Raw genomic sequence first — 23,249 nt, 5'->3', positions numbered from 1 at the left:
ACGGGGCCCCGGGCTGAATAGGTGCGCGCCAGGTGCGCGGCATCGTGCGGAACCGAAAGGGAAAACCGATGACTGGATTTGCAGTGACCGACTGGGACAACGCCTATGAGAATGGGCGCAACATTCCGAACGGATCCGACTGGCCCGGGCTCTGGGTGGCCCCTGCACACAGTTTCCGCATCGCAGGCCGCAACCGGCTGGACATCGCATACGGTGATTCTGACCGGTCCAGATACGATCTGTTCCTGCCCGAAGGAACGCCGAAAGGTGTGCTGGTCTTTGTACACGGCGGCTATTGGGTCGCGCTCGACAAATCCTACTGGTCACATCTGGCGCAGGGCGCGGTGGACAGCGGCTGGGCGGTGGCGATCCCGAGCTACGATCTGTGCCCGGATGTGAGCATCGCAGAGATCACCGCGCAGATCGGCGCCGCCATCGACCATGTGGCCGGCGCGGTGGCCGGACCGATCGTGTTGTCGGGCCATTCGGCGGGCGGCCATCTGGTGACGGCGATGATGTGCGAAGGGACGCCGCTGGCAGCCGCGACACGGACGAGGCTGCGCCACGTGGTGTCGATTTCCGGCCTGCATGACCTGCGGCCCCTACTGATGACCCAGCGCAACGACATGCTGCGGATGGATATGGTTTCAGCCACGGCAGGCAGCCCCGCGCTACAGCGTCCGCTGAAAGGCATCCGCCTGACCACCTGGGTCGGCGGCGCCGAGCGACAGGAGTTCCTGCGCCAGTCGGCACTGCTTGCCAATATCTGGCACGGGCTGGGCTGCGACACCCATGCGGTCGTGCAGCCGGATCGCCACCACTTCAACGTGATTGACGGACTGGCGGACAGGCGTTCACCCTTGACGCGGGCAGCCCTGCGCGATCCTGATGAGGAATGAGGCGTTCACCTAAACGCAGAACGGGAAAAAGGAATTCGCCAAAACGACTCGCTTGACCTGCGGTAATCTTCAAGCCTTAAATATCTACACACAAAATATTTGCACTCAAAACATGCCGACTCGAACAACCGGGCGGCGGGGCGCAATAACAACGGGAGTATCACCATGACGACCAGAACCAAACTGCTGGCATCAACCTTTGCCGTCCTTTCGACCACCCTGCCTGCCGGGGCGCAAGAGCTGCCCTCGGCCAGCGACGGCGTGCTGAAAATCGGCCTTGTCTACACCCTGTCCGGCCCGGCCGCGGCCCTGGGCTCTCAGGCGCGCGACGGGTTCATGCTGGCGGTCAACCAGATCAAGGAAGTCGGCGGCATGCCGACCGAGATCATCATCGTCGATGACGAACAGCGTCCCGATCTGGCCGCCGACAAGGCGCGCGAACTGGTGGCCCGCGATCAGGTCGACTTTGTCGTCGGGCCGATCTTTTCCAACATCCTCGGCGCGATCCACAAGCCGGTGACCGAGACCGGGACCATCCTGATTTCGACCAATGCCGGCACATCGAGCTATGCCGGCGCCGAGTGCAACGAGAATTTCTTTGTCACCTCGTACCAGAATGACCAGAACCACGAAGTCATGGGGGCATACGCCGAAAAGCAGGGCTACCAGAACGTCTTTCTGATGGCGCCGAACTATCAGGCCGGCAAGGACAGCCTGAACGGGTTCAAGCATTCCTACACCGGCGGAGTCGCGGGCGAGGTGTTCACCGAACTCGGGCAGCTGGACTTCAGTTCGGAACTGGCACAGATCGCGGCGTTCCAGCCCGATGCGCTGTTCACCTTCATGCCCGGCGGCATGGGCGTCAACCTGGTGAAGCAGTACAGCCAGGCCGGGCTGACCTCGATCCCGTTCCTGTCGGCCTTTACCGTCGATGAAACCACCCTGCCCGCGACGCAGGATGCCGCGCTTGGCCTCATGGGTGGTGCGAACTGGGCGCCGGATATGGACAACGCGGCCAACAAGGCCTTTGTCGATGGCTACCTTGCCGCCTATGACGCGGTGCCGGGCACCTACGCGATGCAGGCCTATGACGCCGCACAGCTGATCGATTCCGCGGTGCGTGCCGTGGGCGGAGACCTCAGCGACCGGGCCGCCCTCAGGGCCGCACTGCACAAGGCCGAATTCGACAGCCCGCGCGGCGATTTCAGCTTTGGCAAAAACAACTTCCCGATCCAGGACTTCTATCTGGTCAAGGCGGAAAAGCGTGACGACGGCAAGTTCCAGACCGCGATCGTCGAAAAGATCTTTGACGATTACAAGGACAACTACGCCGATCAGTGCCCGATGTGATCTGACGAAGCTTTGGGCCGGAGAGACGCATGACAAACCTGTTCATCCTGCAACTTCTGAACGGCGCGCAGCTGGGGGTTCTGCTGTTCCTCATCGCTGCGGGTCTAACGCTGGTGTTCGGGATCATGGATGTGATCAATCTGGCCCATGGCGTGCTGTACATGATCGGGGCCTATCTGATCGCCACCTTTGCCGCCCTCACCGGCAGCTTCTGGGCCGGGCTGCTGCTGATGCTGCCCGCCGCTCTGGTCGTCGGCCTGGTGATCGAAAGGCTGGTGATCCGGCCCCTATATGCCCGCTCGCACCTCGATCAGGTGCTGGCGACCTTCGGTCTGGTGATGATCGTCAATGAGGGGGTCAAGATGCTCTGGGGCACCTCGCCGCTGTCGGTGCCGATGCCCGAGCTGCTCAACGGGTCGATCCCGCTGATCGGGCCGCTGCAATACCCCGTCTACCGCCTTGCGATCATCGCGGCGGGACTGGCGGTCGCCGCCGGGCTTTACGTCGTGGTCAACCACACGCGCATCGGCATGCTGCTGCGCGCCGGGGCCAGCAACCGCGAGATGGTGTCGGCCCTGGGCGTCGACATCGGCAAGCTGTTTTCGCTGGTCTTCGCCCTTGGCGCGCTGCTGGCCTGTTTTGCCGGGGCGATCGTGGCGCCGATCCTGTCTGTCGATACCGGCATGGGCGAAAGCGTGCTGATCCTGACATTCGTGGTCGTGGTGATCGGTGGCATCGGGTCGATCCGCGGCGCCTTTCTCGGCGCGCTGCTGGTCGCCGTGGTGGATACGCTGGGCCGCACCTTCGGCCCGATCGTGTTGCGTTCGGTGATGGAGCCGGCGGCCGCAGGCCAGACCGGGAGGATGCTGGCCCCGATGCTGGTCTATATCCTGATGGCCGTGATCCTGTTCGCCCGCCCGCAGGGCCTGTTCGGGCAGCGCACGTCATGAGCGCGTTCGTTCAGTCCGCGACGCGCCGCCCGGTGCTGATGTCGGCCCGTATCTGGCTGGCGCTGCTGATCTTTGCCGGTTTCGCCGCGCTCCCGCTGATCGCCGCCCTGACGGACGACCCGTTCCTGATGCTGATCGGCACCCGGATCCTCGCCTATGCCATCGCGGCGATGGCGCTGGACCTGATCCTGGGCTACGGCGCAATGGTCAGCTTCGGTCACGCCGCCTACCTCGGGTTTGGTGCCTATGCCGTGGCGATCCTGAACAGCTATGGCGTGACGGATCTGCTGGTGCACATCCTCTTTGCCGTCCTGCTGTCGGCGGTGTTTGCCGCTATCACCGGGGCGATTTCGCTGCGCACGCGGGGGGTGTATTTCATCATGATCACCCTCGCCTTCGGGCAAATGGCCTATTTCTTCTTTGTCTCGCTCTCGGCCTACGGCGGCGATGACGGCACGCCGTTGCAGTCCCGCTCGACGCTGTTCGGCCGGGACGCGCTGGAAAGCGATCTGGTGATGTTCTATGTCGCACTCGCGTTGCTGATCGCTTTGTTCGCCGTGGCGACGCGCATTGTCGGATCGCGTTTTGGCCGTGTCCTGATCGGCACCCGCGAAAACCCGGTGCGGATGGAGGCGATTGGCCTTTCCCCCTTCCGCTACCAGCTGACTGCCTTTGTGATTTCCGGCTGCATGACCTCTGTTGCCGGCGTGATCCTCGCCAATCAGGCCGAGTTCGTCTCGCCTGCCTTCATGTCCTGGCACCGCTCGGGTGAGTTGATCGTGATGGTGGTGCTGGGCGGGATCGGCAATCTGACCGGCGCCATCGGCGGCGCGGTTGTCGCGCTGCTGCTCGAAGACTGGCTGGCCATGCTGACCGAACACTGGCGGCTGCTTTTCGGGGTCTTCCTGATCCTGATGGTGCTGTATTCGCCGCATGGCATCACCGGTGCGCTGGAACGTCTGAAGGGGGCCCGGAAATGAGCCTGCTGTCCGTCCGCAACCTCTGCAAGAACTACGGCGCGCTCGAGGTGACCCGCAATGTCTCGCTGGATGTCGCACCCGGCGAGTTGCACGCCATCATCGGCCCCAACGGCGCGGGCAAGACCACGCTGATCGGCCAGCTTTCGGGGCAGAACGCGCCGGATTCCGGTTCCGTGTCGCTGGAAGGGCGCGATATCACCCGGCGCTCGATGGCCGAGCGGGTGCGCCTGGGACTGGCGCGCTCGTTCCAGATCACCTCGATCCTGCCGCGCTTCAGCGTGCTTGAGAATGTTGCGATTGCGGTGCAGGCGCGCTCGGGCTCGTCCTACCGGTTCTTTGCGCCGGTGGCGCAAGAGGCGGCGCTGAACGATGCCGCGATGGCCGCATTGGCCGATGCCGGGCTCGAGGATCGCGCCGGGCTGCGCGCCTCGGCGCTGTCACACGGCGAACATCGTCGGCTGGAGCTGGCGATCGCACTGGCGACCCAGCCCAAGGTATTGCTGCTGGACGAACCACTCGCCGGGACAGGCGGCGAAGAGGCAGAGGCCTTTGTGCAGCGATTGCGCGCGCTCAAGGGACGGTATGCGACCGTGCTGATTGAACATGACATGGAGGCGGTGTTTGCCCTTGCCGACCGGATTTCGGTGCTGGTCTATGGCGAGATCATCGCCTCGGGCAGCCCGGAGGTGATCCGCAACGACCCCAAGGTGCGCGCGGCCTATCTGGGTGACGAGGAGGCGGCCTGATGCTGGAAGTTTCTGGACTGGAAGCCGCCTATGGCGAAAGCCGCATCCTGTTCGGTGTGGACCTGACTGTCGCGCGCGGCGAAGTCGTGACCCTGCTGGGCCGCAACGGCATGGGCAAGACGACGACGATCCGCTCGATATTTGGCCTGCTGCGGCCCACCGGCGGCACCGTCAGGATCGACGGCAGGGATCTGACCGGCGCGGCGCCACATCTGGTGGCGGGGGCCGGTCTGGGGCTGGTGCCCGAGGGGCGGCAGATCTTTCCGACACTGAGCGTGCAGGAGAACCTGCAGGCCACTGCGACCAGGGGCAAATGGACCCTCGAGCGGATCTATGACCTGTTCCCGCGGCTGAAAGAACGCAGGCGCAACATGGGCAACCAGCTGTCGGGCGGCGAGCAGCAGATGCTGGCCATCGGCCGCGCGCTGATGACCAACCCGCAACTGGTGGTGCTGGACGAGGCAACCGAAGGTCTGGCGCCGCTGATCCGTGCCGATATCTGGGCCTGCCTCACGCGACTCAAGTCCGAAGGCGAAGCGATATTGGTGATCGACAAGAACGTCGATGCACTGACCAGATTCGCCGACCGCCATGTGGTGATCGAAAAGGGCCGTGTGGTGTGGCAGGGCAGCACGCCCGAGATCCTGGCAACGCCCGAGGTCAAGGACCGCTTTCTGCACGTCTGACGTAATGCAAAGGACAAAGATGATGAAGATGATCCCAGGAGTGACCAAGGCCGGTTCCGGATTGGAGGATATCAGCTGGAACATCCTCGGGCAGACCTATGTGCCCAAGCAGCATTCCGAAAGCTCCTTGTCCTGGCATGCGACCCTGCCCCAAGGCACCTTTGTGCCGCCGCATATCCACCCGCATCAGGACGAATTCATCTACGTGCTCGAAGGCCGGTTCGATCTGCTGCTCAATGGCGTCGAGGCCTACGCCGAACCCGGCGATCTGATCCGCCTGCCGATGGGCATCCCGCACGGGATCTTCAACAAGACCGAGACGACGATCAAGTGTCTGTTCTGGGTCGCTCCGTCCCGGCGCCTGTATGATCTGTTCTGGGCGCTGCACAATCTGGGCCCCAAGGCAAACCCGGCGGATGTCGTCGCAATTTCGGCTCAGCACGAGGTCGATTTCCTGCCCCCGCCAGAGGAGGCGTAAGCCATGAAGGTCCTGATCGCAGGCGCCGGTATCGGCGGTCTGGTGACAGCACTGATGCTGCACCAGCGCGGCATTGCCGTGCAACTGTTCGAGGCCGCGCGCGACGTGCGCGAGGTCGGGGTCGGCATCAACGTGCTGCCCCATGCCATCCGCGAACTCGAGGCGCTGGGCCTGCTGCCCGCGCTGGACCGCGTCGGCGTGCGGACCCGCAAGCTGTCGTACCTCACCAGGCAGGGGCAAGAGGTCTGGTCCGAGTTGCGCGGCACCTATGCCGGGCATGAAGTGCCGCAATTCTCGATTCATCGCGGGCGCCTGCAAAAGCTGATCTATGACGCGGTGACAGACCGTATCGGTCCCGAGGCGGTGCTGACCGGGCGCAGGCTGGCCGGCTTTGTGCAGGACGAAGGCGGTGTGACCGCGCATTTCACCGACTCGGTCGAAGGCGGCGCCGGGCTGACCGCGCGCGGCGATGTGCTGATCTGTGCCGACGGCATCCATTCCCAGGGTCGCAAGACATTCTACCCGGACGAAGGCGCGCCCAGCTGGCAGGGCGTGGCCATGTGGCGCGGCGCGGCGGAGTGGCCGGTCTGGCTTGACGGCGAAAGCATGGCCATCGGTGGCGGGCTCGGCGGCAAATTCGTGCTCTACCCCATTGCGCCCGCCAGGGACGGCAAACAGCTGACCAACTGGGTGGTGAACATCCGTATCAAGGATCCCGCCGTCTCGGGACCGCCGCCGGACAACTGGTCGCGACAGGTGCCACTCGCCACGGTGCTGCCGCATGCCAGACGCTTCAGCGTGCCCGGCATGGACATCGAGGGTCTGGTGCGGGCCACACCGGCGATCTTTGAATACCCGATGGCCGACCGCGACCCCCTGCCCCGCTGGACCTTTGGCCGCGTGACCCTGTTGGGGGATGCGGCGCATCCGATGTATCCCGTGGGCTCGAACGGCGCGAGCCAGGCCATTCTGGACGCGCGCTGCATCGCCGATGCTCTGGCACGGGGCGAACACCCGCGTGCCGCCCTTTGGGCCTATGAAAAGGACCGGCTGCCCAAGACGGCAGAGGTGGTGCGCACCAACCGGCTGGGCGGCCCGGAACGTGTGATCGACGCTGTGGAGAAACTGGCCCCCGCCGGGTTCGACCGGATCGACGATGTCCTGAGCCTCGAGGCGCGGCAGAGGATTGTCGGCGGCTATGCCAGCATGGCGGGTTTTTCCAAAGTCGAAAGCCGGCGCAAGTCCGGCTGACCGGCGCGCGCACCCGATCCGGCACACGCGCGGGCGGCCCCCTGCGGGGGCGGCCCCGCCGCACCCCGGGACTGCGGCGACCGGAGATCCGGCAATCGACCACCCGCGGGCTGGCGGCGGAGTTGCAATGGCCGACATCTGCGCGAAACCCGGCGTGACACCGGGGGTGTGGCACCGGGGTTTAAGACCGTGCAAAGCCTGCTAGGTATCGGGGTAAGACATCTGAAAGGACCACAGGTGCTGTCTGCCCGCGATCTGACCAAAAGCTTCATCACCTCCGAAGGCCCGCTTCAGGTGCTGCGCGGGGTGTCGGTCGATGTGGCCGCCGGCGAAAGTGTCGCCCTGACCGGGGAAAGCGGCTCCGGCAAAAGCACCTTGCTGCACCTGCTGGGGTGTCTTGACGTGCCGGACAGCGGGACCATCACCCTGCAAGGCGCCCCCCTGCACAACCTGGACGAAGCGGGCCGCGCCCGGGTGCGGCGGCGCCAGGTCAGCGTGATCTTCCAGCAGCTCAACCTGATCCCGTCTCTGACCGTGGTGCAGAACCTCAAGTTTCAGGCGCGGCTGGCCGGGGTTCTCGATCCCGACTGGCAGGGCGAAATCACGGCGCGCCTGGGGCTGTCGACGCTGCTGGACCGCTACCCCGAACAGCTTTCGGGCGGGCAGCAACAGCGGGTGGCCATCGGTCGCGCGCTGGCAGTCCGCCCCGAGCTGGTGCTGGCGGACGAACCCACCGGCAACCTGGACGAAGCGACGGCGGACGCGGTACTGGAGCTGCTGCTGGACGGTGTGGCGCGCAGCCGCTCGGCCCTGCTGATGGTCACCCACTCGCCCCGGCTTGCTGCCCGTCTGAGCCGGGTGGTCCATCTGCAGGAAGGATGCCTGCGGTGAACGCGGCGGTGTTCCAGGCGCTCTGGTCGCATTGGCGCCGCCACCCGGTGCAACTGGTGACCCTGGTGCTGGGGCTGGCTCTGGCGACGGCATTGTGGTCCGGCGTGCAGGCAATCAACGCCGAGGCCCGGGCCAGCTACGGACGTGCCGCGGCGCTGATGGGGCAGGACCAGCTCGATCGCCTGCAGACCCCCGGCGGCGTCACCCTGCAGCAATACGTGGCGTTGCGGCGCGCTGGCTGGGATCTGAGCCCGGTGGTCGAGGGGCGGCTGCTGCCGGGGTTGCGGATTGTCGGCATCGACCCGCTGAGCGCGCCGCCACAGCCCGCGCTGGCCCCGCTTGCCGGCGACGCGGACGCACTGGCCGCGTTTGTCCGAGACGGCGTCCTGCTGGTTGCCCCGGAAACGGCGGCCGAGCTCAAGGGGGCGGATCTGCCGCCGCTGCGCCTGTCCGCTGATGTGCCGCCGGGAACAGCGATCACCGACATCGGCGTCGCGCAGCGACTGTTGCGCACCGACCGGATCAGCCACCTTCTGATTGCGCGGAGCCAGCCGTCGGGCTTGGCACCGCTGGAGAGTCTCACCGCCCTTGACCGTGTCACACCTGACGATACGTCGTCGCTGGCCCAGCTGACCGACAGCTTTCACCTCAACCTCACCGCCTTTGGCCTGCTGTCCTTCGCGGTCGGGTTGTTCATCGTGCAGTCGGCCATAGGGCTTGCCTTCGAACAGCGGCGCGCCGCGGTCCGGACCCTGCGGGCACTGGGGGTCAGTCTGCGCCGGCTGATGCTGCTGCTTGCGGCCGAACTGGCTGCAATCGCGCTGGTTGCGGCGGTGGTCGGGATGGCCCTGGGGTACGGCATCGCCGCGGCGCTGCTGCCAGGGGTCGCCGGCACCCTGCGCGGGTTATACGGCGCACAGGTGTCCGGCACGCTGAGCTTTGATCCCTTCTGGGCGGCCTCGGCGCTGGTGATCACGCTGCTCGGGGCGGCCGCAGCGGGTGCGCAGGCGCTGTGGCGGGTGGCGCGGATGCCGCTGCTGGCCCCGGCGCAGCCACGGGCCTGGGCCATGGCCTCGGCCCGGGCGATCCGGGTGCAGACCGCAGCCGCCCTCTGCCTGCTGTTTGCTGCGGCGGGGCTGGCATTGTGGGGGGGGTCGCTGATGGCCGGATTTGCCTGCCTCGCCGCCCTGCTGGTCGGTTCGGCGCTGGCGCTGCCCATGCTGCTGCTGGCGCTGTTGCGCGGCGCGGCGCGGTTCGCGCGCGGCCCGATGGCAGAATGGCTGCTTGCCGATGCCCGTCAACAGGTTCCGGCCCTGTCCCTGGCCCTGATGGCCCTGCTGCTGGCCCTGGCGGCCAATGTCGGCGTCGGCACGATGGTCGGATCCTTTCGCACCACCTTTGTAGGCTGGCTGGACCAGCGACTGGCGCCCGAGCTTTACCTGACCACCCGCACCGCGGAGGAGGCCGCCGCAGTCACCGGCTACCTCGCGTCCCGCAGTGATGCGGTGCTGCCGAACTGGTCGGTTCCGGTCACGCTGCGGGGCGCCCCCGCGCAGATCTACGGCGTGGTGGACCATGCCACCTACCGCGAGAACTGGCCGCTTCTGTCGTCGCGGACGGATGCATGGGACAGTCTGGCGGCAGGCAACGGCGTGTTGGTCAACGAACAGATGGCACGGCGGGACAGGCTGGCGCTGGGCGATCCGCTCGCGCTGGGGGATGGCTGGACCGTTCCGGTCGTCGGCATCTATTCCGATTACGGCAATCCGTCGGCGCAGCTGATCGTCGGCATGGATGCACTGGCCGCGCGCTACCCGGACCAGCCACAGTTGCGCTTTGCGGTGCGGCTTGCCCCGGCAGCGGTGCCCGGGATGATCGCCGAGCTGAGGCAACGCTTCGACCTGCCCGCGGACGCCCTGCGCGACCAAGGCGCGGTCAAGGCCGCGTCCCTGCGGATCTTTGACCAGACCTTTGTCGTGACCGGCGCGCTGAACGTGCTGACCCTTGGGGTTGCGGGTTTTGCCCTGCTGACCAGCCTGCTGACACTGTCGGCGCTGCGTCTGCCACAGGTGGCGCCGGTCTGGGCGATGGGGGTGGCGCCGCGACGGATCGCTCTGACAGAGCTGGCACGGACGGCGCTTTTGGCAGCCCTGACCTGGGCCCTGGCCGTGCCTGTCGGCCTGGCGCTGGCCTGGGTGCTGCTGGCGGTGGTGAACGTGCAGGCCTTTGGCTGGCGCCTGCCGATGATGGTGTTTCCCGGTGGCTGGCTGTGGCTGGGATTCTGGGCGCTGACGGCGGCGTTGCTGGCCAGTGTCTGGCCGGTCTGGCGGCTGCTGGCGATGCCCGGCGGTCACCTGCTGCGGGTGTTTGCAAATGATCGCTAGGGTCTGCACCTTGAGCTTTTCGGTTGCCTGGCTGTGCATCGCCTCGATTGTCAGCGCGCAGGGCTTTGCCGGGCTCGGCACCGGGTCCGACGGCTTTGCCTTGCCGGACCCGGACAAGACCTTCACTTTTCCTCTGGATCATGGCCCTCACCCCGAATTCCGCATCGAATGGTGGTACGTGACCGCAACGTTGACAGGTGCGGACGGACAGGAATACGGCGTGCAATGGACGCTGTTCCGCTCGGCCCTGTCGCCCGAGGCGGGCACCGGCTGGCAGACACCGCAACTCTGGATGGGCCACGCGGCGCTGACCTCGGCCCGAAGCCACCGCTATGCGGAAAAGCTGGCACGCGGTGGCATCGGTCAGGCGGGTGTCAGCGCTGCGCCGTTCGAAGCGTGGATCGACGACTGGGCGCTGCGCAGCGTTGCGGACGCGGGTGATCCACTGGACGCCATCGAACTGCACGCGCGGGGCGCCGATTTTCACTATGATCTGAGTCTGAATGCGGACGGCCCGCTGGTGCTTCAGGGGGAGCAGGGCTTTTCGGTGAAATCGCCGACCGGAGAGGCAAGCCATTACTATTCGCAACCTTTCTACCGGGTCAGCGGAACACTGACGCTGCCCGAAGGCGCGGTTGCGGTGACCGGCCAGGCCTGGCTTGACCGGGAATGGTCGTCGCAGCCACTGGCGGCGGATCAGGACGGATGGGACTGGCTGTCGCTGCAATTCGACGACGGCACGCGGCTGATGGGATTCGGCCTGCGCGACGGGTCCGGGACACATTTCACATCCGCCACCTGGATTTCCGCCGAGGGCGCGGCGACGGCCTATGGCGACGGCGCATTGACGCTCGAACCGCTGGAGGTGGCCGAGGTCGCCGGACGGCGGGTGCCGGTACGATGGCGCGTGGCGCTGCCTGCGCGCGGCGTCACGATCGAGACCACGCCGCTGAATCCGCAGGCCTGGATGGGCACGGCCTTCGCCTACTGGGAAGGTCCGATCCGCTTTGAGGGCAGCCACAGCGGCCGCGGATACCTCGAGATGACGGGGTATCAGTGAACGCAGTCATGGCTGCGTGCGCGGTGCCCCGAACCCTGACCACTTGTGGATTGCCCCCACACCGCCAGCGACTAGAGTGCGGCGCGAACGAGAAGAGGGCAGCATATGTTCATCGGCATTGATATCGGAACCTCGGGCGTCAAGGTCAGCCTGACGGATGAAGACCTGCTGCCGCTGGCCTCGGCCTCGGCACCGCTTGAGATCTCCCATCCGCGTGCCGGGTTCAGCGAACAGAACCCCGAAGACTGGTGGATTGCGGTGCGTCAGGCGGTGGCGGAAGTGCTCGAGATCCGCCCGGCCGCCCGCAGGGCGCTGCGGGGTATTGGCCTGTCGGGACAAATGCACGGGGCGGTGCTGCTGGACGCCGACCGTCAGGTGATCCGCCCGGCGATCCTGTGGAACGACGGACGCAGCGACGCCGAATGCGCCACGCTGATGCAGGACGCCACCGGCCTTGCCGAGCGGGCCGGCGTGCGCCCGATGGTGGGCTTTACCGCGCCCAAGATCCTGTGGCTCAAGACAAATGAACCCGGGACCTACGCCCGAATCCGCCACGTCCTGCTGCCCAAGGATTACATCGGTCTGCAGCTGCATGGCGACCTTGTCACCGATCCCTGCGACGCGGCCGGCACCTGGTGGTTTGATCAGGCCGCGCGCCGCTGGTCACCGGAACTCTGCGCGGCAACGGCCACCGACCCCGCCTGGTTGCCACGGGTCTGCGAGGGCTCCGAGATCGCGGGCCATCTGACCGGTCAGGCGGCGCGGCTTCTGGGCCTGCCCGAGGGGATCCCCATCGCTGCGGGCGGCGGAGATGCCGCCGCCGGTGCCATTGCCGTCGGAGCGGTGGCGGACGGCGCCGGTTTTGTCTCGCTTGGCACATCCGGGCAGCTGTTTGTCACCACCGGCACCTACCGTGCAGCGCCCGACAGGGGCATCCATTCCTTTGCCCATTGCATCCCGGGCCAATGGTTCCAGATGGCTGCGATGCTGAACGGGGCGCGGCCCATGGGCTGGTTTTCCGAGATGACCGGGTTGTCGGTTGCCAGCCTGCTGTCCGAGGCCGCGGAAGCCGATCCGGACCGGATTCCGCTGTTCCTGCCCTATCTGACCGGCGAGCGTACGCCGCACGGCGATTCCCGCATCCGCGGCGCGTTTTACGGTCTGGAAAACGACACCGGACGCGGGGCCATGATGCGGGCGATCATCGACGCCATCGCGTACAGTTTTGCCGATGCCCGGGATGCCATTGCCGCGGTTACGACGGTTCCGGCGCCCCTTCTTGCCATTGGCGGCGGCAGCAAGAGTGACCTGTTGTTGCAGACAATCGCGGATGTGATCGAACGCCCCCTGCACCGGGGCGAGGATTCCGCCGTCGGCCCGGCACTGGGCGCAGCACGGCTTGCCGCCGTGGCGGCCGGGGCGGCGCGGGTCAGCGACATCGGCCGCCGACCAGAGATCACGGCAGAGTTTGCACCGCGGGACGCCGGCAGACATGTCGCGCGCCTGACGGCCTACCGTGCACTTTACACCGCATTGCAACCGATGCGCGACCTGGCACGCTGAGAAGTGCGCCCCTGGCGGGGCAGCACCGCGCCCGGGCTCTCACCCCGTCTGGTTTACATAGGCCTGCAGGGTGCTTTCCACGCCGTCGGTCCACAGATGGTCAAGCCAGGCGGCAAACGCCGACTGGAACACATCCGACTCCGCCAGGTCACCGAACACCGCCTTGTTGGTGAGGAAGGCCGACGGCGTTTCTTTCGCCTCCAGTGCCAACCGCGTCAGGGTTTCTGCGTTGTCATCATTGACCAGCATCGGTTGCCCGGCGTCGTCGGTCCCGGCGCAATAGCGGCACCAGAGCGCCACTTCGAGCGCAATGCCCTGAAACGCGGTGTCGCGCTCCAGCGCTTCGGACAGGATCGGCAGCACAAACTTTGGCTGGCGGTTGGTGCCGTCAAAACACAGCCGCTGCACCGTATCGCCAATTCTGGGATTTGAGAACCGTTCGAGGATCTTGTCGAAGTACGCCTTGAAGCTGACCCCCGGGATCGGTTCCAGCGAGGGGACAAATTCCCGCGTCTCGATGGCACTGAGCCAGTTCCGGATGCGGGGGTCGGCCATGGCGTCATGCACGAAATGATGTCCGAGCAGTGCCGAGGGATAGGCGATGGCCGCATGGCCGCCGTTGAGGATGCGCAGTTTCATCAGTTCGTAAGGCGCGACGTTCGCCACGAATTCGGCACCGACCTGTTCCAGCTCCGGGCGTCCCTGCGGAAAGGTGTCTTCCAGCACCCACTGCCGGAACGGCTCGCACACCACCGGGGCTGTGTCGATGATGCCGAAAGTGTCTCTGACCATGTCGCGTTCGCGGTCCGACGTGGCCGGCGTGATGCAGTCGACCATCGAGTTCGGAAAGGCGACACTGGACGCGATCCAGTCGGCAAGGGCCGGATCCGACAGCCGGGCAAGGCCGGTAACGGTCTGCTTGGCGACATGGCCGTTTTCCGGCAGGTTGTCGCAGGACATCACGGTGAACGGTGCGCGCCCGGCATCGCGGCGCAGCCGCAGTGCCTTGATGATCATGCCAAACACGCTTTTCGGCGCATCCGGGCTGGCGGCGTCGGCCGCCATGTCTGGGTGCTCGGCGTCAAAACCGCCGGTGCTGGCGTTCACGTAATACCCGCCCTCGGTGATGGTGAGCGAGACGATGCGGATGTCTTCATCGGTCATGCGGGCGATGGTCTTGTCGGCGTCGACCTCGACAAAGTCGATCATGGCACCGGTGACCTGAGCCGAAAGTCCGTTCGGGTCCAGTTCGATCACGGTCGTCAGCCAGTCCTGCGCCGCCAGTCGGTCGCGCATCGCCGCATCGCCCGGGCGCACGCCGGCGCCGACCAGCGCCCAGTCATGGCTTTTCCCCAGGGCGAACAGCCGGTCGAGATAGACCGCCATATGGGCGCGGTGGAAGTTTCCCACCCCGACGTGCAGGATACCGGGGCGCAGTGCCGAACGGTCATACGCCGGAGCGGCAACGCCCTCTGGCAGTGCGCTCAGAAGCGCGGAATTCAGGTGTTTGGCCATCAGCTCATCCATTGTCCGCCGTCGACGTTGTACGTCTGCGACACGATGTAATCGGAATCTTTTGAAGCGAGGAAAACCGCCATGCCGGTCAGGTCATCCGGGGTGGCAAAACGGCCCGCGGGCACACCCGCCGCCACTTCGGCGCGTTTTTCGCCGGGTTTCTTGCCTTCGAGTTTCGCGAACAGCGAATCCACGTGCACCCAGTGATCGCCGTCGACCACGCCGGGCGCGATGGCATTGACGTTGATGCCATGTTTGATCAGGTTCAGCCCTGCGGATTGTGTCATCGAAATCACCGCCGCCTTGGTCGAGCAATAGACCAGCACCAGACTTTCGCCGCGGCGTCCGGCCTGCGAGGCCATGTTGATGATCTTGCCGCCGTGGCCCTGAGCGATCATCTGCCGCGCGGCGGCCTGCATGGTGAACAGCGTGCCCGCGACGTTTACCGCGTAGAGCCTGTCATAGCTGGCGCGGGTGATGTCCACGGTCTCGGAGGCATCGAAAAGCGCGGCATTGTTGATCAGGATGTCCAGCTTGCCCGCCTGACCGACCACGGTATTGATGGCGGCATCAATGCTGTCCTGGCGGCTGACATCCAGCTGCACCGCATAGGCCGCATCACCCAGTTCCCCGGCGGTGGTTGTGGCAGCCTCGAGGTTGATATCCGCGATGGCGACGGTGGCGCCCTCGCGGATATAGGCTTCGGCAAAGCCGCGACCGATGCCGCGGGCCGAACCGGTGATCAGGGCTGATTTTCCGGCAAGGCGTTTCATGCGAGGCGCAGACCGGCGTCGTCGAAACGGTGGAGCTTGTCGGCTTCCGGAGTGAGATACACCGTATCGCCGGCCTTGAGGGCGACTTCGCCCGACACGCGGACGGTGATGTCGTCGACCAGACCGGTGTCGTGCACATAAAAGAAGGTGTCCGATCCCAGATGCTCGGAGACGCCGACGCGGCCCTTCCAGAGACCGTCAGTGGCGGAGACACCGATATGCTCGGGCCGGATACCGATGGTCTTGCAGCCATGTTTGGATGCCTCGGCCCCCGAGATCAGGTTCATTTTGGGCGACCCGATAAAGCCGGCGACAAAGGCGTTGCGCGGCTTGTGGTAAAGTTCGAGCGGGCTGCCGACCTGTTCGATGTGACCGGCGCGCAGCACGACGATCTTGTCGGCCATGGTCATCGCCTCGACCTGGTCGTGCGTGACATAGATCATCGTGGTCTTGAGCCGCGAGTGCAGTTCGGTGATTTCCAGCCGCATGCCGACGCGCAGCGCCGCGTCGAGGTTGGACAGCGGCTCGTCAAACAGGAAGGCCGCCGGTTCACGGACAATGGCGCGGCCGATGGCGACACGCTGACGCTGACCACCCGAGAGCTGCCCGGGGCGACGGTCGATGTAGTCGGTGAGGTTGAGGATCTTGGCGGCGTTGTCGATGCGCCGCTTCTGCTCGTCCTCGGGCATTCCCGCCATCTTGAGCGGAAAGGCGATGTTCTTGCGAACCGACATGTGCGGATACAGTGCGTAGCTCTGGAACACCATGGCGAGGCCGCGCTTGGCCGGGCTGAGTGCGGTTGCGTCCTGCCCATCAATGCGGATCTGGCCACCGCTCACGTCTTCCAGACCGGCGATCAGGCGCAGCAGGGTGGATTTTCCGCAGCCCGAGGGGCCGACAAAGACCACGAACTCGCCATCTTCGATGGTCAGGTCCAGCGGCGGGATGACTTCAACTTCGCCGAAGCGCTTGGCCACCTTTTCGAGAGTAATACGTCCCATAATATCGGTTCCTTATTTGACTGCGCCGAAGGTGAGGCCACGGACAAGCTGTTTCTGCGAGAACCAGCCCATGATGAGGATCGGCGCGATGGCCATTGTGCTGGCAGCGCTGAGTTTGGCGTAGAACAGGCCTTCGGGGCTGGAATAGCTGGCGATGAAGGCGGTGAGCGGCGCGGCGTTTGCCGCTGTGAGGTTCAGCGTCCAGAACGCTTCGTTCCAGGCGAGGATGATGTTCAGAAGCATGGTCGACGCGATGCCCGGCACCGCCATCGGGGTCAGCACATAGATGATTTCATTGCGCAGCGAAGCACCGTCCATCCGGGCCGCTTCAAGGATATCGACCGGGATTTCCTTGAAGTAGGTGTACAGCATCCAGATGATGATCGGCAGGTTGATCAGCGTCAGCACGATCACGAGGCCGGTGCGGGTGTCCAGCAGTCCGACATTCTTGAAGATCAGATAGATCGGGATCAGCACGCCGACGGGCGGCAGCATCTTGGTGGAGAGCATCCACATCAGCACGTCCTTGGTGCGCTTGCCGGGCACAAAGGCCATCGACCAGGCGGCAGGGACCGCGATGATCAGGCCAATCACCGTCGAGCCGACCGAAATCACCACCGAGTTCATGAAGAAGCGGAAGTAGTTCGACCGCTCCATCACGACGCCGTAGTTCTCGGTCGTCCAGTTGAAGAACATGAAGCTGGGGGGCGATGCGATCGCCTCGGCCTCGGTCTTGAAGCTGGTGAGAATGGTCCAGAGGATCGGGAAGAAGATCAGGAAGCCGATGCTCCAGGCGATCACCGTCATGGTGATCTTGCGGTTGGTGGTGACTGCGCGGGCCATCAGAAAGTCTCCTTATGGGAGCGAACGGAGCAGATTGCGGGGCGTGTACCGACCAGGGCGAAACTCAGTGCCGTGGTCAGGATCAGGGCCAATGTCAGGGTCATGATCACGCGTCCAGGTTCTTGCCGATCATCCGCATCAGGAAGATCGCAACGATGTTGGCGAGAATGATGGCGACAACACCCCCGGCGGACCCGCCACCCACATCAAAGTTCAGCAGCGACTGGGCATAGACGAGGTAGGTGAGGTTGGTCGACGAGGTGCCCGGGCCGCCGTTGGTCGTGACGAGGATTTCGGCAAAGACCGACAGCAGGAAAATCGTCTGGATCAGGATCACCACGGTGATGGCGCGGGAAAGGTGCGGCACGACCATGTAAAAGAACCGTGCGAAGGGTCCGGCGCCATCCATCTCCGCCGCCTCAAGCCGTTCGGAGTCCAGCGATTGCATCGCGGTGAGCAGGATCAGCGTCGCAAATGGCAACCACTGCCAGCTGACGATCAGGATGATCGAGGCCAGCGGCGCATGTGCGAGAAAGTCAAAGGGCTGCAATCCCACCGCCTTGGCGGCAAAGGCGAACAGGCCGTTGACCGGGTTCATGAACATGTTTTTCCAGACCAGCGCCGAAACCGTGGGCATGACAAAGAACGGCGCGATCACCAGAATGCGCACGATGCCCTGTCCGAACATCGGCTGGTCCAGCAACAGTGCCAGCAGCACGCCGCCGACGATGGTGATGATCAGGACGCCACCGACCAGCAGCAGAGTGTTGGTCAGGGCGGAAAAGAACGCCGGATCGGTGAGGAAATAGCTGTAGTTCTCAAAGCCGACAAAGGGGTTGGCCCCTGGCATCAGCAGATTGTAGCGCAGGAACGAGAAATACAGCGTCAGGGAAAGCGGGATGATCATCCACGCCAGAAGCAGAAGGACCGACGGCGAAATCATGATACGCGCGGCGGATCGGGAATGCTGGGTAGACATCGGAGCGCTCCTGAAATGGGGAATGGGGGCGGAGTGGAGACCGGCTCCCGCTGCGGCAGGATCGATCGGGACTCAAAACGCGGTCGTAAAGTGGGCAGGGCCGAAGGGAGTCGGCCCCACCCTGGGAGGTTCTTATTTGATGTAACCGGCGCGGGACATTTCACGCGTGGCCAGCGTCTGGGCCGCAGCGAGCGCGTCCTCGGCTGACATCTGACCGGCCAGAGCGGCCGAGAACTGCTGACCGACGGCCGTTGCAATCCCCTGGAATTCCGGGATCGCGACGAACTGGACACCGGTATAGGGAACGGGGTCCACGGTCGGGTTGGTCGGATCGGCCGCATTGATCGACTCGAGCGTCATCTGCGCGAAGGGCACCTTCTGATACTCGGGGTTCTCATACAGCGAGGTACGGGTGCCCGGAGGCACGTTGGCCCAGCCTTCGTTCTCTGCGACCAGAGCGAGATAGTCCTTGGAAGTTGCCCATGCGACGAACTTCTTGGCAGCCTCTTCTTTCTGGGTGCCTGCCGGAATGCCCAGCGACCATGCCCAGAGCCAGTTGCCGCGCTTGCCCAGTCCGTTGTCGGGTGCCAGCGCAAAGCCGACCTTGTCCGCCACGGAGGAATCCGTCGGGTTGGTCACAAACGAGGCCGCAACCGTCGCGTCGATCCACATGCCGCACTTGCCGGTCTGGAACAGCGACAGGTTTTCGTTGAAACCGTTGCTGGACGAGCCCGGAGGGCCGTAGTTGTTCATCAGGTCGAGATAGTCGGTCAGGGTCGACTTCCATGCGTCGCTGTCAAACTGCGGCTGCCAGTTTTCGTCGAACCAGCGGGCGCCGTAAGAGTTGGACATCGCGGTGAGGAAGGCCATGTTCTCGCCCCAGCCGGCCTTGCCGCGCAGGCAGATGCCGTAGATCTCGCCATCCTTGTCGGTCATTGCTGCCGCGGCTTCTTTGATGAAGTCCCAGGTGGGCGCCTCGGGCATTTCCAGACCGGCCTTCTCCATCAGGTCGGTGCGATACATCACCATCGAGGATTCGCCGTAGAACGGCGCGGCATAAAGCTCGTCGTCAACTGTCAGACCGCCACGGATCGCGGGCAGGATGTCGTCGGCGTCCCACTCGGCAGGCAGATCGTTGAGCGACACCAGCCAGCCCTGCTTGCCCCAGATCGGGACTTCGTAGGTGCCGATGGTCATGACATCGTACTGACCGCCCTTGGTGGCAACGTCGGTTGTCACACGCTGGCGCAGCACGTTCTCTTCCAGCGTCACCCACTCGACCTCGATGCCGGGGTTCTTGGATTTGAAATCATCCGTCAGGCCCTGCATCCGGATCATGTCGCCGTTGTTCACGGTGGCGATTGTGATGGTGGTGTCCTGGGCGCTGGCCAGACCAGCAACGGCGCACAAAGCTGTTGCACCCAAAAGGGTGCTCATTCGAATTGTCATATTTCCTCCCTATTGCCCCTCTGGGCAAATGCTTAACGCGTGGGCAAATGTTCGCTTAACAGAGTGAGTCTGTCAAGAGTTACGTTCGCGCAACGCGAAAGATTCAGGCAAACGCCTGATAGAACGAAACTAAATTTTAGGATTTTCAGTCCAGCAGGGCTGCGGCGGTCGACTCGTTGGTGATCAGACCATTGATCAGGCCACCGGCCATGGCCCCACGGATCGCCGCCACCTTGGCGTGACCCACAGCGATTGCCACGACATCCCGGCCCCTGGCCTCGGGCAGCGGCGCGCTGGCGACACGGCTGTTGAACTCGGTGTCGATGGGCACGCCGTTGGCGTCGTAGATCCAGCTGGTGATCTCGCCCGTGGCGCCAGCCGCCTCCAGGATCTCCATCTCGGTCTCTGAAATGAACCCATCGACATAAAGCGGCGCCGAACGTCCCATGTTGCCGATGCCCACAAGGGTCAGGTCCGCACGGCTGCACAGCTCGAGTGTGTGCCGCACCGCCTCTTGCCCCTGCAGCAGGCGCAACTCTTCGGGGTCGCGGGCCAGGACCGGCAGAGGGTACGGGTAATGCCGCGCGCCCACCCGGTCGGCCATCCCGATGGTCGCATTGTAGGGCGTCGCCGACCCGTCGGCCATCATGTTGCCCAGCAGCGAAACGATCCGGTGCTGCGGGCAGGACATCCGCGGCATCTGCTCGACGCAGGCTCTGAGCGCGCGCCCGGTGCCCAGGGCGATGATCTGCGGATCCGGCAATTTGAGCCGCCGCTCGATTTCGGTCGCGGCGGCAATCGCCACCCCGGTGAGCAGTTCCGGCGCGTCAGGGTCCGACGGCACGACCTCGCAGGACCGCAGGCCGTAGCGTGCCGTCAGTGCCAGGCTCAGGTCCATGCAGGCGGCGATCGGGTGGTCGATGCGCACCTTGACCAGCCGTTCCGACATCGCCAGGGACACAAGTCGCTGCGCCGACTGGCGCGACACGCCCAGCTTGCGCGCGATCTCGTCCTGGGTGTTGCCCGCAACGTAGTAGAGCCACCCTGCCCGCGCCGCTTCGTCCAGACGAGTGGTTTCCGGCGTGATGCGTCCCAGGGTCACTTCGACCTCTCCTTCCTAGTCAGGTGAAAGGAGGTTTTGCGGGAATTTCGTCCAACTGTCAAAACAAGAGACGGTTTCGCGTGGGTCGGCGACATGTCCGGCAAGGTGCGCACCCCCGGTGTAGCGCAGCACCTGCATCCCCGCCGCGAGCCCGGCGGCCATGCCCGGGCGGCTGTCTTCGATCACCAGAACCCGCTCTGGCGATACCTGCATCCTGTTGGCCGCAAAGAGAAAAAGATCGGGGGCCGGTTTTCCGTTGGCGACCTGCGAAGCGGTGAACACATTCGCGCCAAAGTGTCTGTCCAGGTTGGTGACCTGCAGTGAACGCTGCGCTCTGGGCGGACTCGAGCTTGTCGCGACGCAGGCAAGACACCGCAGACGGGACAGCACGGACTCCACCCCCGGCGTCGGATGCAGCTCGGTTTCGAACCGTTCCAGAAGCGCCGCCCGGTATCCCGCCTCGAACCCTGCGGGCAACTCGGTGTGGTATTCCGCACTCAGCGCGCGGGCAACCGTGGGAAAGCTGCGGCCGAGAAAATGTTTGCGGATGTAGGCGCGATCCAGGTGGATTCCGAGCGGTGCCAGTTCCGCAATCAGCACCTCGGCACTGAGCAGTTCGCTGTCGACCAGGACCCCGTCGCAGTCAAAGATCACCAGGTCGATGTCAGAAGAAATAAGCATAAACCACCACCCAGAGGGAAAGCGCCGTGGCGCAAATCAGCGTGTAAGCGCCGTTCCAGACCAGCCCGACGCGCAGCGCGCTGATGCCGGCAAACGAACCGATCAGCAGCGTCGTCGCGGTATAGGGCGAACTGGCCCCGCTCAGCGCCCACCCCGCAGTGATGGCCACCACCAGCGCCACCGGCTCGACCCCCAGCGTCGCCGCCTCGGGTATCAGCGGCGCCAGCAGCGTGACGGCCAGAATGGGGTTCATGCCGAACTGTCCTGCCAGGGGAATGATCCAGACGAACGACACCAGGATCAGCCAGGTCGGCAGCACCGCCACATCCAGCCCCGCCCGCGCGACCAGCGGCACGAGAAGCGCCGAACCGACTGTGCCGATGTATCCGGCCATCATCAGCAGGGTCAGTTCCGACCGGTAACCCGGCAGTTCCGTGAAGACATAGCCTCGCACCCGAGCCGCAACCGCCCCGACCCCGCCGGAGCCGCGATTCTGGATGACCAGCCACCCCAGAGCGATCACCGGAACGATCACCGCGACCAGCCCGATCACCCGCACATTTGTCAAAAGATACAGCGTGGTCACGCTGCTCACCAGCAAAGCGAGCAGAACCAGCAGCGGCGTCATCGACGCCCAACTGCCGGTCGGTTGCACCCGCTGCGGACGTGGTCCGGACAGCCTGGGCTTGAACAGGCTGTCCAGCCCCCAGCCGATTCCGGCCACCAGCACCGAGGTCATCAGTCCGGGAACCACCGCCTGCGCCCAGGACGTGCCGGGCACCACCGTGGTGGAAATGGCGACGGCAAAGGACAACGGCGACCAGGGCAATGTCGAGACGAACCCGCGCTGGATCGCCAGAAGCATCCGGCGCACCCGATGGCCGCGGATTTCAGCGTTTGGCTCGGCGTTCGCATTGGCCATGGCCAGCGCCCCCAACAGCTGGATCGCCCCGTAATTCAGCAAGAGCGCAAACCCCTGCCCGCCCAGTGTCAGCGCCGCATAGCGCCGACCCGGCGGTTGCTCTGACAGAAATCGCCCCGCCTTCTGGATGCCCCAAGAGGTCTGCGCCACGTTCCGCAGGGTCGACAGGGCCGCAAAGAAAGCTGCGATGAAGCCTGCGGATTCCAGCGCCTTCAACGTTGTCGCCTGCCAGCTGTCCTGCGTCGCCGCCAATGCGAACGTCAGGGCCGCAGCCACCGCGACAAAGGCCTGGCGTGACGGGCGCACCTGAACCGTGAAATAGCCGATCACCAAAAGGACGAGATAGGGTTTGAGCGCCCCGGGCCAGCTCGCAATTCCCCACTCACGACATACAACGAGGATCGTGATCACCACGAGCAATAGCCCGACAATGCGATCAGCCAATTGTCCTTTGAGCATCAACCGTCTTCCCAGAAGTGTCGCCCATGTCTGCAAGCCCGCCCCGAGACATGCAAGGGCTTAGGATCAGGGCCTATGGATTTCTGCGGCTTGGCAGGATTCACCTAACGACAGGTTGCATCGTGAATGAGCATCCTCTGTTGGACGGCTTATGAGCAGCGAACCTGTTAGGCTCCAGACCCATTGATTTCAGTCTGATGTCGTGATTCTGGCTCCGCAAGGAGACTTGATCCATGAGCAATCCTTACTGGCTGACCGAGGCGCAAATCGAGCGCCTGAAACCGTTT

At 64.7% G+C, this 23,249-nt stretch carries 21 protein-coding genes; 12 read left to right on the top strand and 9 right to left on the bottom strand.

Annotated features, from left to right (window positions below):
- The first annotated feature begins 68 nt into the window (after positions 1-68).
- The 12 genes from FOY53_RS15745 (at position 69) to xylB (ending at position 13,238) form a co-directional block, all read left to right on the top strand.
- Complete coding sequence (locus FOY53_RS15745; RefSeq protein WP_146590575.1) at positions 69-899, top strand: hormone-sensitive lipase; 831 nt, start codon at positions 69-71, stop codon at positions 897-899.
- Positions 900-1,064: 165 nt separating this feature from the next.
- The gene (locus tag FOY53_RS15740; protein WP_146590573.1) at positions 1,065-2,249 is read left to right on the top strand and encodes an ABC transporter substrate-binding protein; all 1,185 of its coding nucleotides are present in this window, start codon (positions 1,065-1,067) and stop codon (positions 2,247-2,249) included.
- A gap of 29 nt (positions 2,250-2,278) precedes the next feature.
- Positions 2,279-3,199 carry a branched-chain amino acid ABC transporter permease gene (locus tag FOY53_RS15735; protein WP_146590571.1) on the top strand — a complete coding sequence of 307 codons (921 nt, stop codon included), beginning with the start codon at positions 2,279-2,281 and terminating at the stop codon, positions 3,197-3,199.
- The gene (locus tag FOY53_RS15730; RefSeq protein ID WP_146590569.1) at positions 3,196-4,179 is read left to right on the top strand and encodes a branched-chain amino acid ABC transporter permease; all 984 of its coding nucleotides are present in this window, start codon (positions 3,196-3,198) and stop codon (positions 4,177-4,179) included. Before FOY53_RS15735 ends, FOY53_RS15730 begins: the two co-directional genes overlap by 4 nt.
- On the top strand, positions 4,176-4,925 hold the full coding sequence (locus FOY53_RS15725) for an ABC transporter ATP-binding protein (RefSeq protein WP_146590567.1): 750 nt from the start codon (positions 4,176-4,178) through the stop codon (positions 4,923-4,925). Before FOY53_RS15730 ends, FOY53_RS15725 begins: the two co-directional genes overlap by 4 nt.
- Positions 4,925-5,611: an ABC transporter ATP-binding protein gene (locus tag FOY53_RS15720; protein ID WP_146590565.1), complete on the top strand. Its 687-nt coding sequence runs from the start codon at positions 4,925-4,927 to the stop codon at positions 5,609-5,611. Before FOY53_RS15725 ends, FOY53_RS15720 begins: the two co-directional genes overlap by 1 nt.
- A 22-nt stretch (positions 5,612-5,633) precedes the next feature.
- A complete protein-coding gene (locus FOY53_RS15715) occupies positions 5,634-6,089 on the top strand; it encodes a cupin domain-containing protein (RefSeq protein ID WP_372836691.1) in 456 nt (151 codons plus the stop codon).
- A 3-nt stretch (positions 6,090-6,092) separates the two neighbouring features.
- Entirely contained in the window at positions 6,093-7,340 is a 1,248-nt protein-coding gene (locus tag FOY53_RS15710) for a flavin-dependent oxidoreductase (RefSeq protein WP_146590563.1), read from the top strand.
- Between the two features lie 237 nt (positions 7,341-7,577).
- Positions 7,578-8,231 carry an ABC transporter ATP-binding protein gene (locus tag FOY53_RS15705; protein WP_246107433.1) on the top strand — a complete coding sequence of 218 codons (654 nt, stop codon included), beginning with the start codon at positions 7,578-7,580 and terminating at the stop codon, positions 8,229-8,231.
- Entirely contained in the window at positions 8,219-10,615 is a 2,397-nt protein-coding gene (locus FOY53_RS15700; protein WP_146590561.1) for an FtsX-like permease family protein, read from the top strand. Before FOY53_RS15705 ends, FOY53_RS15700 begins: the two co-directional genes overlap by 13 nt.
- Positions 10,605-11,675, top strand: a complete 1,071-nt coding sequence (locus FOY53_RS15695) for a lipocalin-like domain-containing protein (protein ID WP_146590559.1) — start codon at positions 10,605-10,607, stop codon at positions 11,673-11,675. Before FOY53_RS15700 ends, FOY53_RS15695 begins: the two co-directional genes overlap by 11 nt.
- A 105-nt stretch (positions 11,676-11,780) precedes the next feature.
- On the top strand, positions 11,781-13,238 hold the full coding sequence (gene xylB, locus FOY53_RS15690) for a xylulokinase (protein WP_146590557.1): 1,458 nt from the start codon (positions 11,781-11,783) through the stop codon (positions 13,236-13,238).
- A gap of 39 nt (positions 13,239-13,277) precedes the next feature.
- Here the strand turns inward: xylB and FOY53_RS15685 are convergent, their stop codons facing one another.
- The 9 genes from FOY53_RS15685 to FOY53_RS15645 form a co-directional block, all read right to left on the bottom strand.
- On the bottom strand, positions 13,278-14,753 hold the full coding sequence (locus tag FOY53_RS15685; protein WP_146590555.1) for a mannitol dehydrogenase family protein: 1,476 nt from the start codon (positions 14,751-14,753) through the stop codon (positions 13,278-13,280).
- A complete protein-coding gene (locus tag FOY53_RS15680; protein WP_146590553.1) occupies positions 14,753-15,526 on the bottom strand; it encodes an L-iditol 2-dehydrogenase in 774 nt (257 codons plus the stop codon). The genes FOY53_RS15685 and FOY53_RS15680 overlap by 1 nt, the downstream gene beginning before the upstream one ends.
- The gene (locus FOY53_RS15675) at positions 15,523-16,527 is read right to left on the bottom strand and encodes an ABC transporter ATP-binding protein (protein WP_146590551.1); all 1,005 of its coding nucleotides are present in this window, start codon (positions 16,525-16,527) and stop codon (positions 15,523-15,525) included. The genes FOY53_RS15680 and FOY53_RS15675 overlap by 4 nt, the downstream gene beginning before the upstream one ends.
- 12 nt (positions 16,528-16,539) lie before the next feature.
- A complete protein-coding gene (locus FOY53_RS15670; RefSeq protein WP_146590549.1) occupies positions 16,540-17,370 on the bottom strand; it encodes a carbohydrate ABC transporter permease in 831 nt (276 codons plus the stop codon).
- Positions 17,371-17,476: 106 nt separating this feature from the next.
- The gene (locus FOY53_RS15665; RefSeq protein ID WP_146590546.1) at positions 17,477-18,349 is read right to left on the bottom strand and encodes a carbohydrate ABC transporter permease; all 873 of its coding nucleotides are present in this window, start codon (positions 18,347-18,349) and stop codon (positions 17,477-17,479) included.
- A 132-nt stretch (positions 18,350-18,481) separates the two neighbouring features.
- Positions 18,482-19,786, bottom strand: a complete 1,305-nt coding sequence (locus tag FOY53_RS15660; protein WP_372836332.1) for an ABC transporter substrate-binding protein — start codon at positions 19,784-19,786, stop codon at positions 18,482-18,484.
- A 157-nt stretch (positions 19,787-19,943) separates the two neighbouring features.
- Entirely contained in the window at positions 19,944-20,900 is a 957-nt protein-coding gene (locus FOY53_RS15655) for a sugar-binding transcriptional regulator (RefSeq protein WP_246107432.1), read from the bottom strand.
- A 15-nt stretch (positions 20,901-20,915) separates the two neighbouring features.
- Positions 20,916-21,581 (bottom strand): HAD family hydrolase, encoded by a 666-nt coding sequence (locus FOY53_RS15650; protein ID WP_146590542.1) that lies wholly within the window; start codon positions 21,579-21,581, stop codon positions 20,916-20,918.
- The gene (locus tag FOY53_RS15645; protein ID WP_146590540.1) at positions 21,565-22,962 is read right to left on the bottom strand and encodes a hypothetical protein; all 1,398 of its coding nucleotides are present in this window, start codon (positions 22,960-22,962) and stop codon (positions 21,565-21,567) included. The genes FOY53_RS15650 and FOY53_RS15645 overlap by 17 nt, the downstream gene beginning before the upstream one ends.
- Between the last annotated feature and the right edge of the window lie 287 nt (positions 22,963-23,249).

The sequence above is a fragment of the Puniceibacterium confluentis genome (genome assembly GCF_007923445.1).
Taxonomy (GTDB): Bacteria; Pseudomonadota; Alphaproteobacteria; order Rhodobacterales; family Rhodobacteraceae; genus Puniceibacterium; species Puniceibacterium confluentis.
Note: the sequence above shows the minus strand (reverse complement) of the source record. Positions and strands in the feature narration are given on the sequence as shown.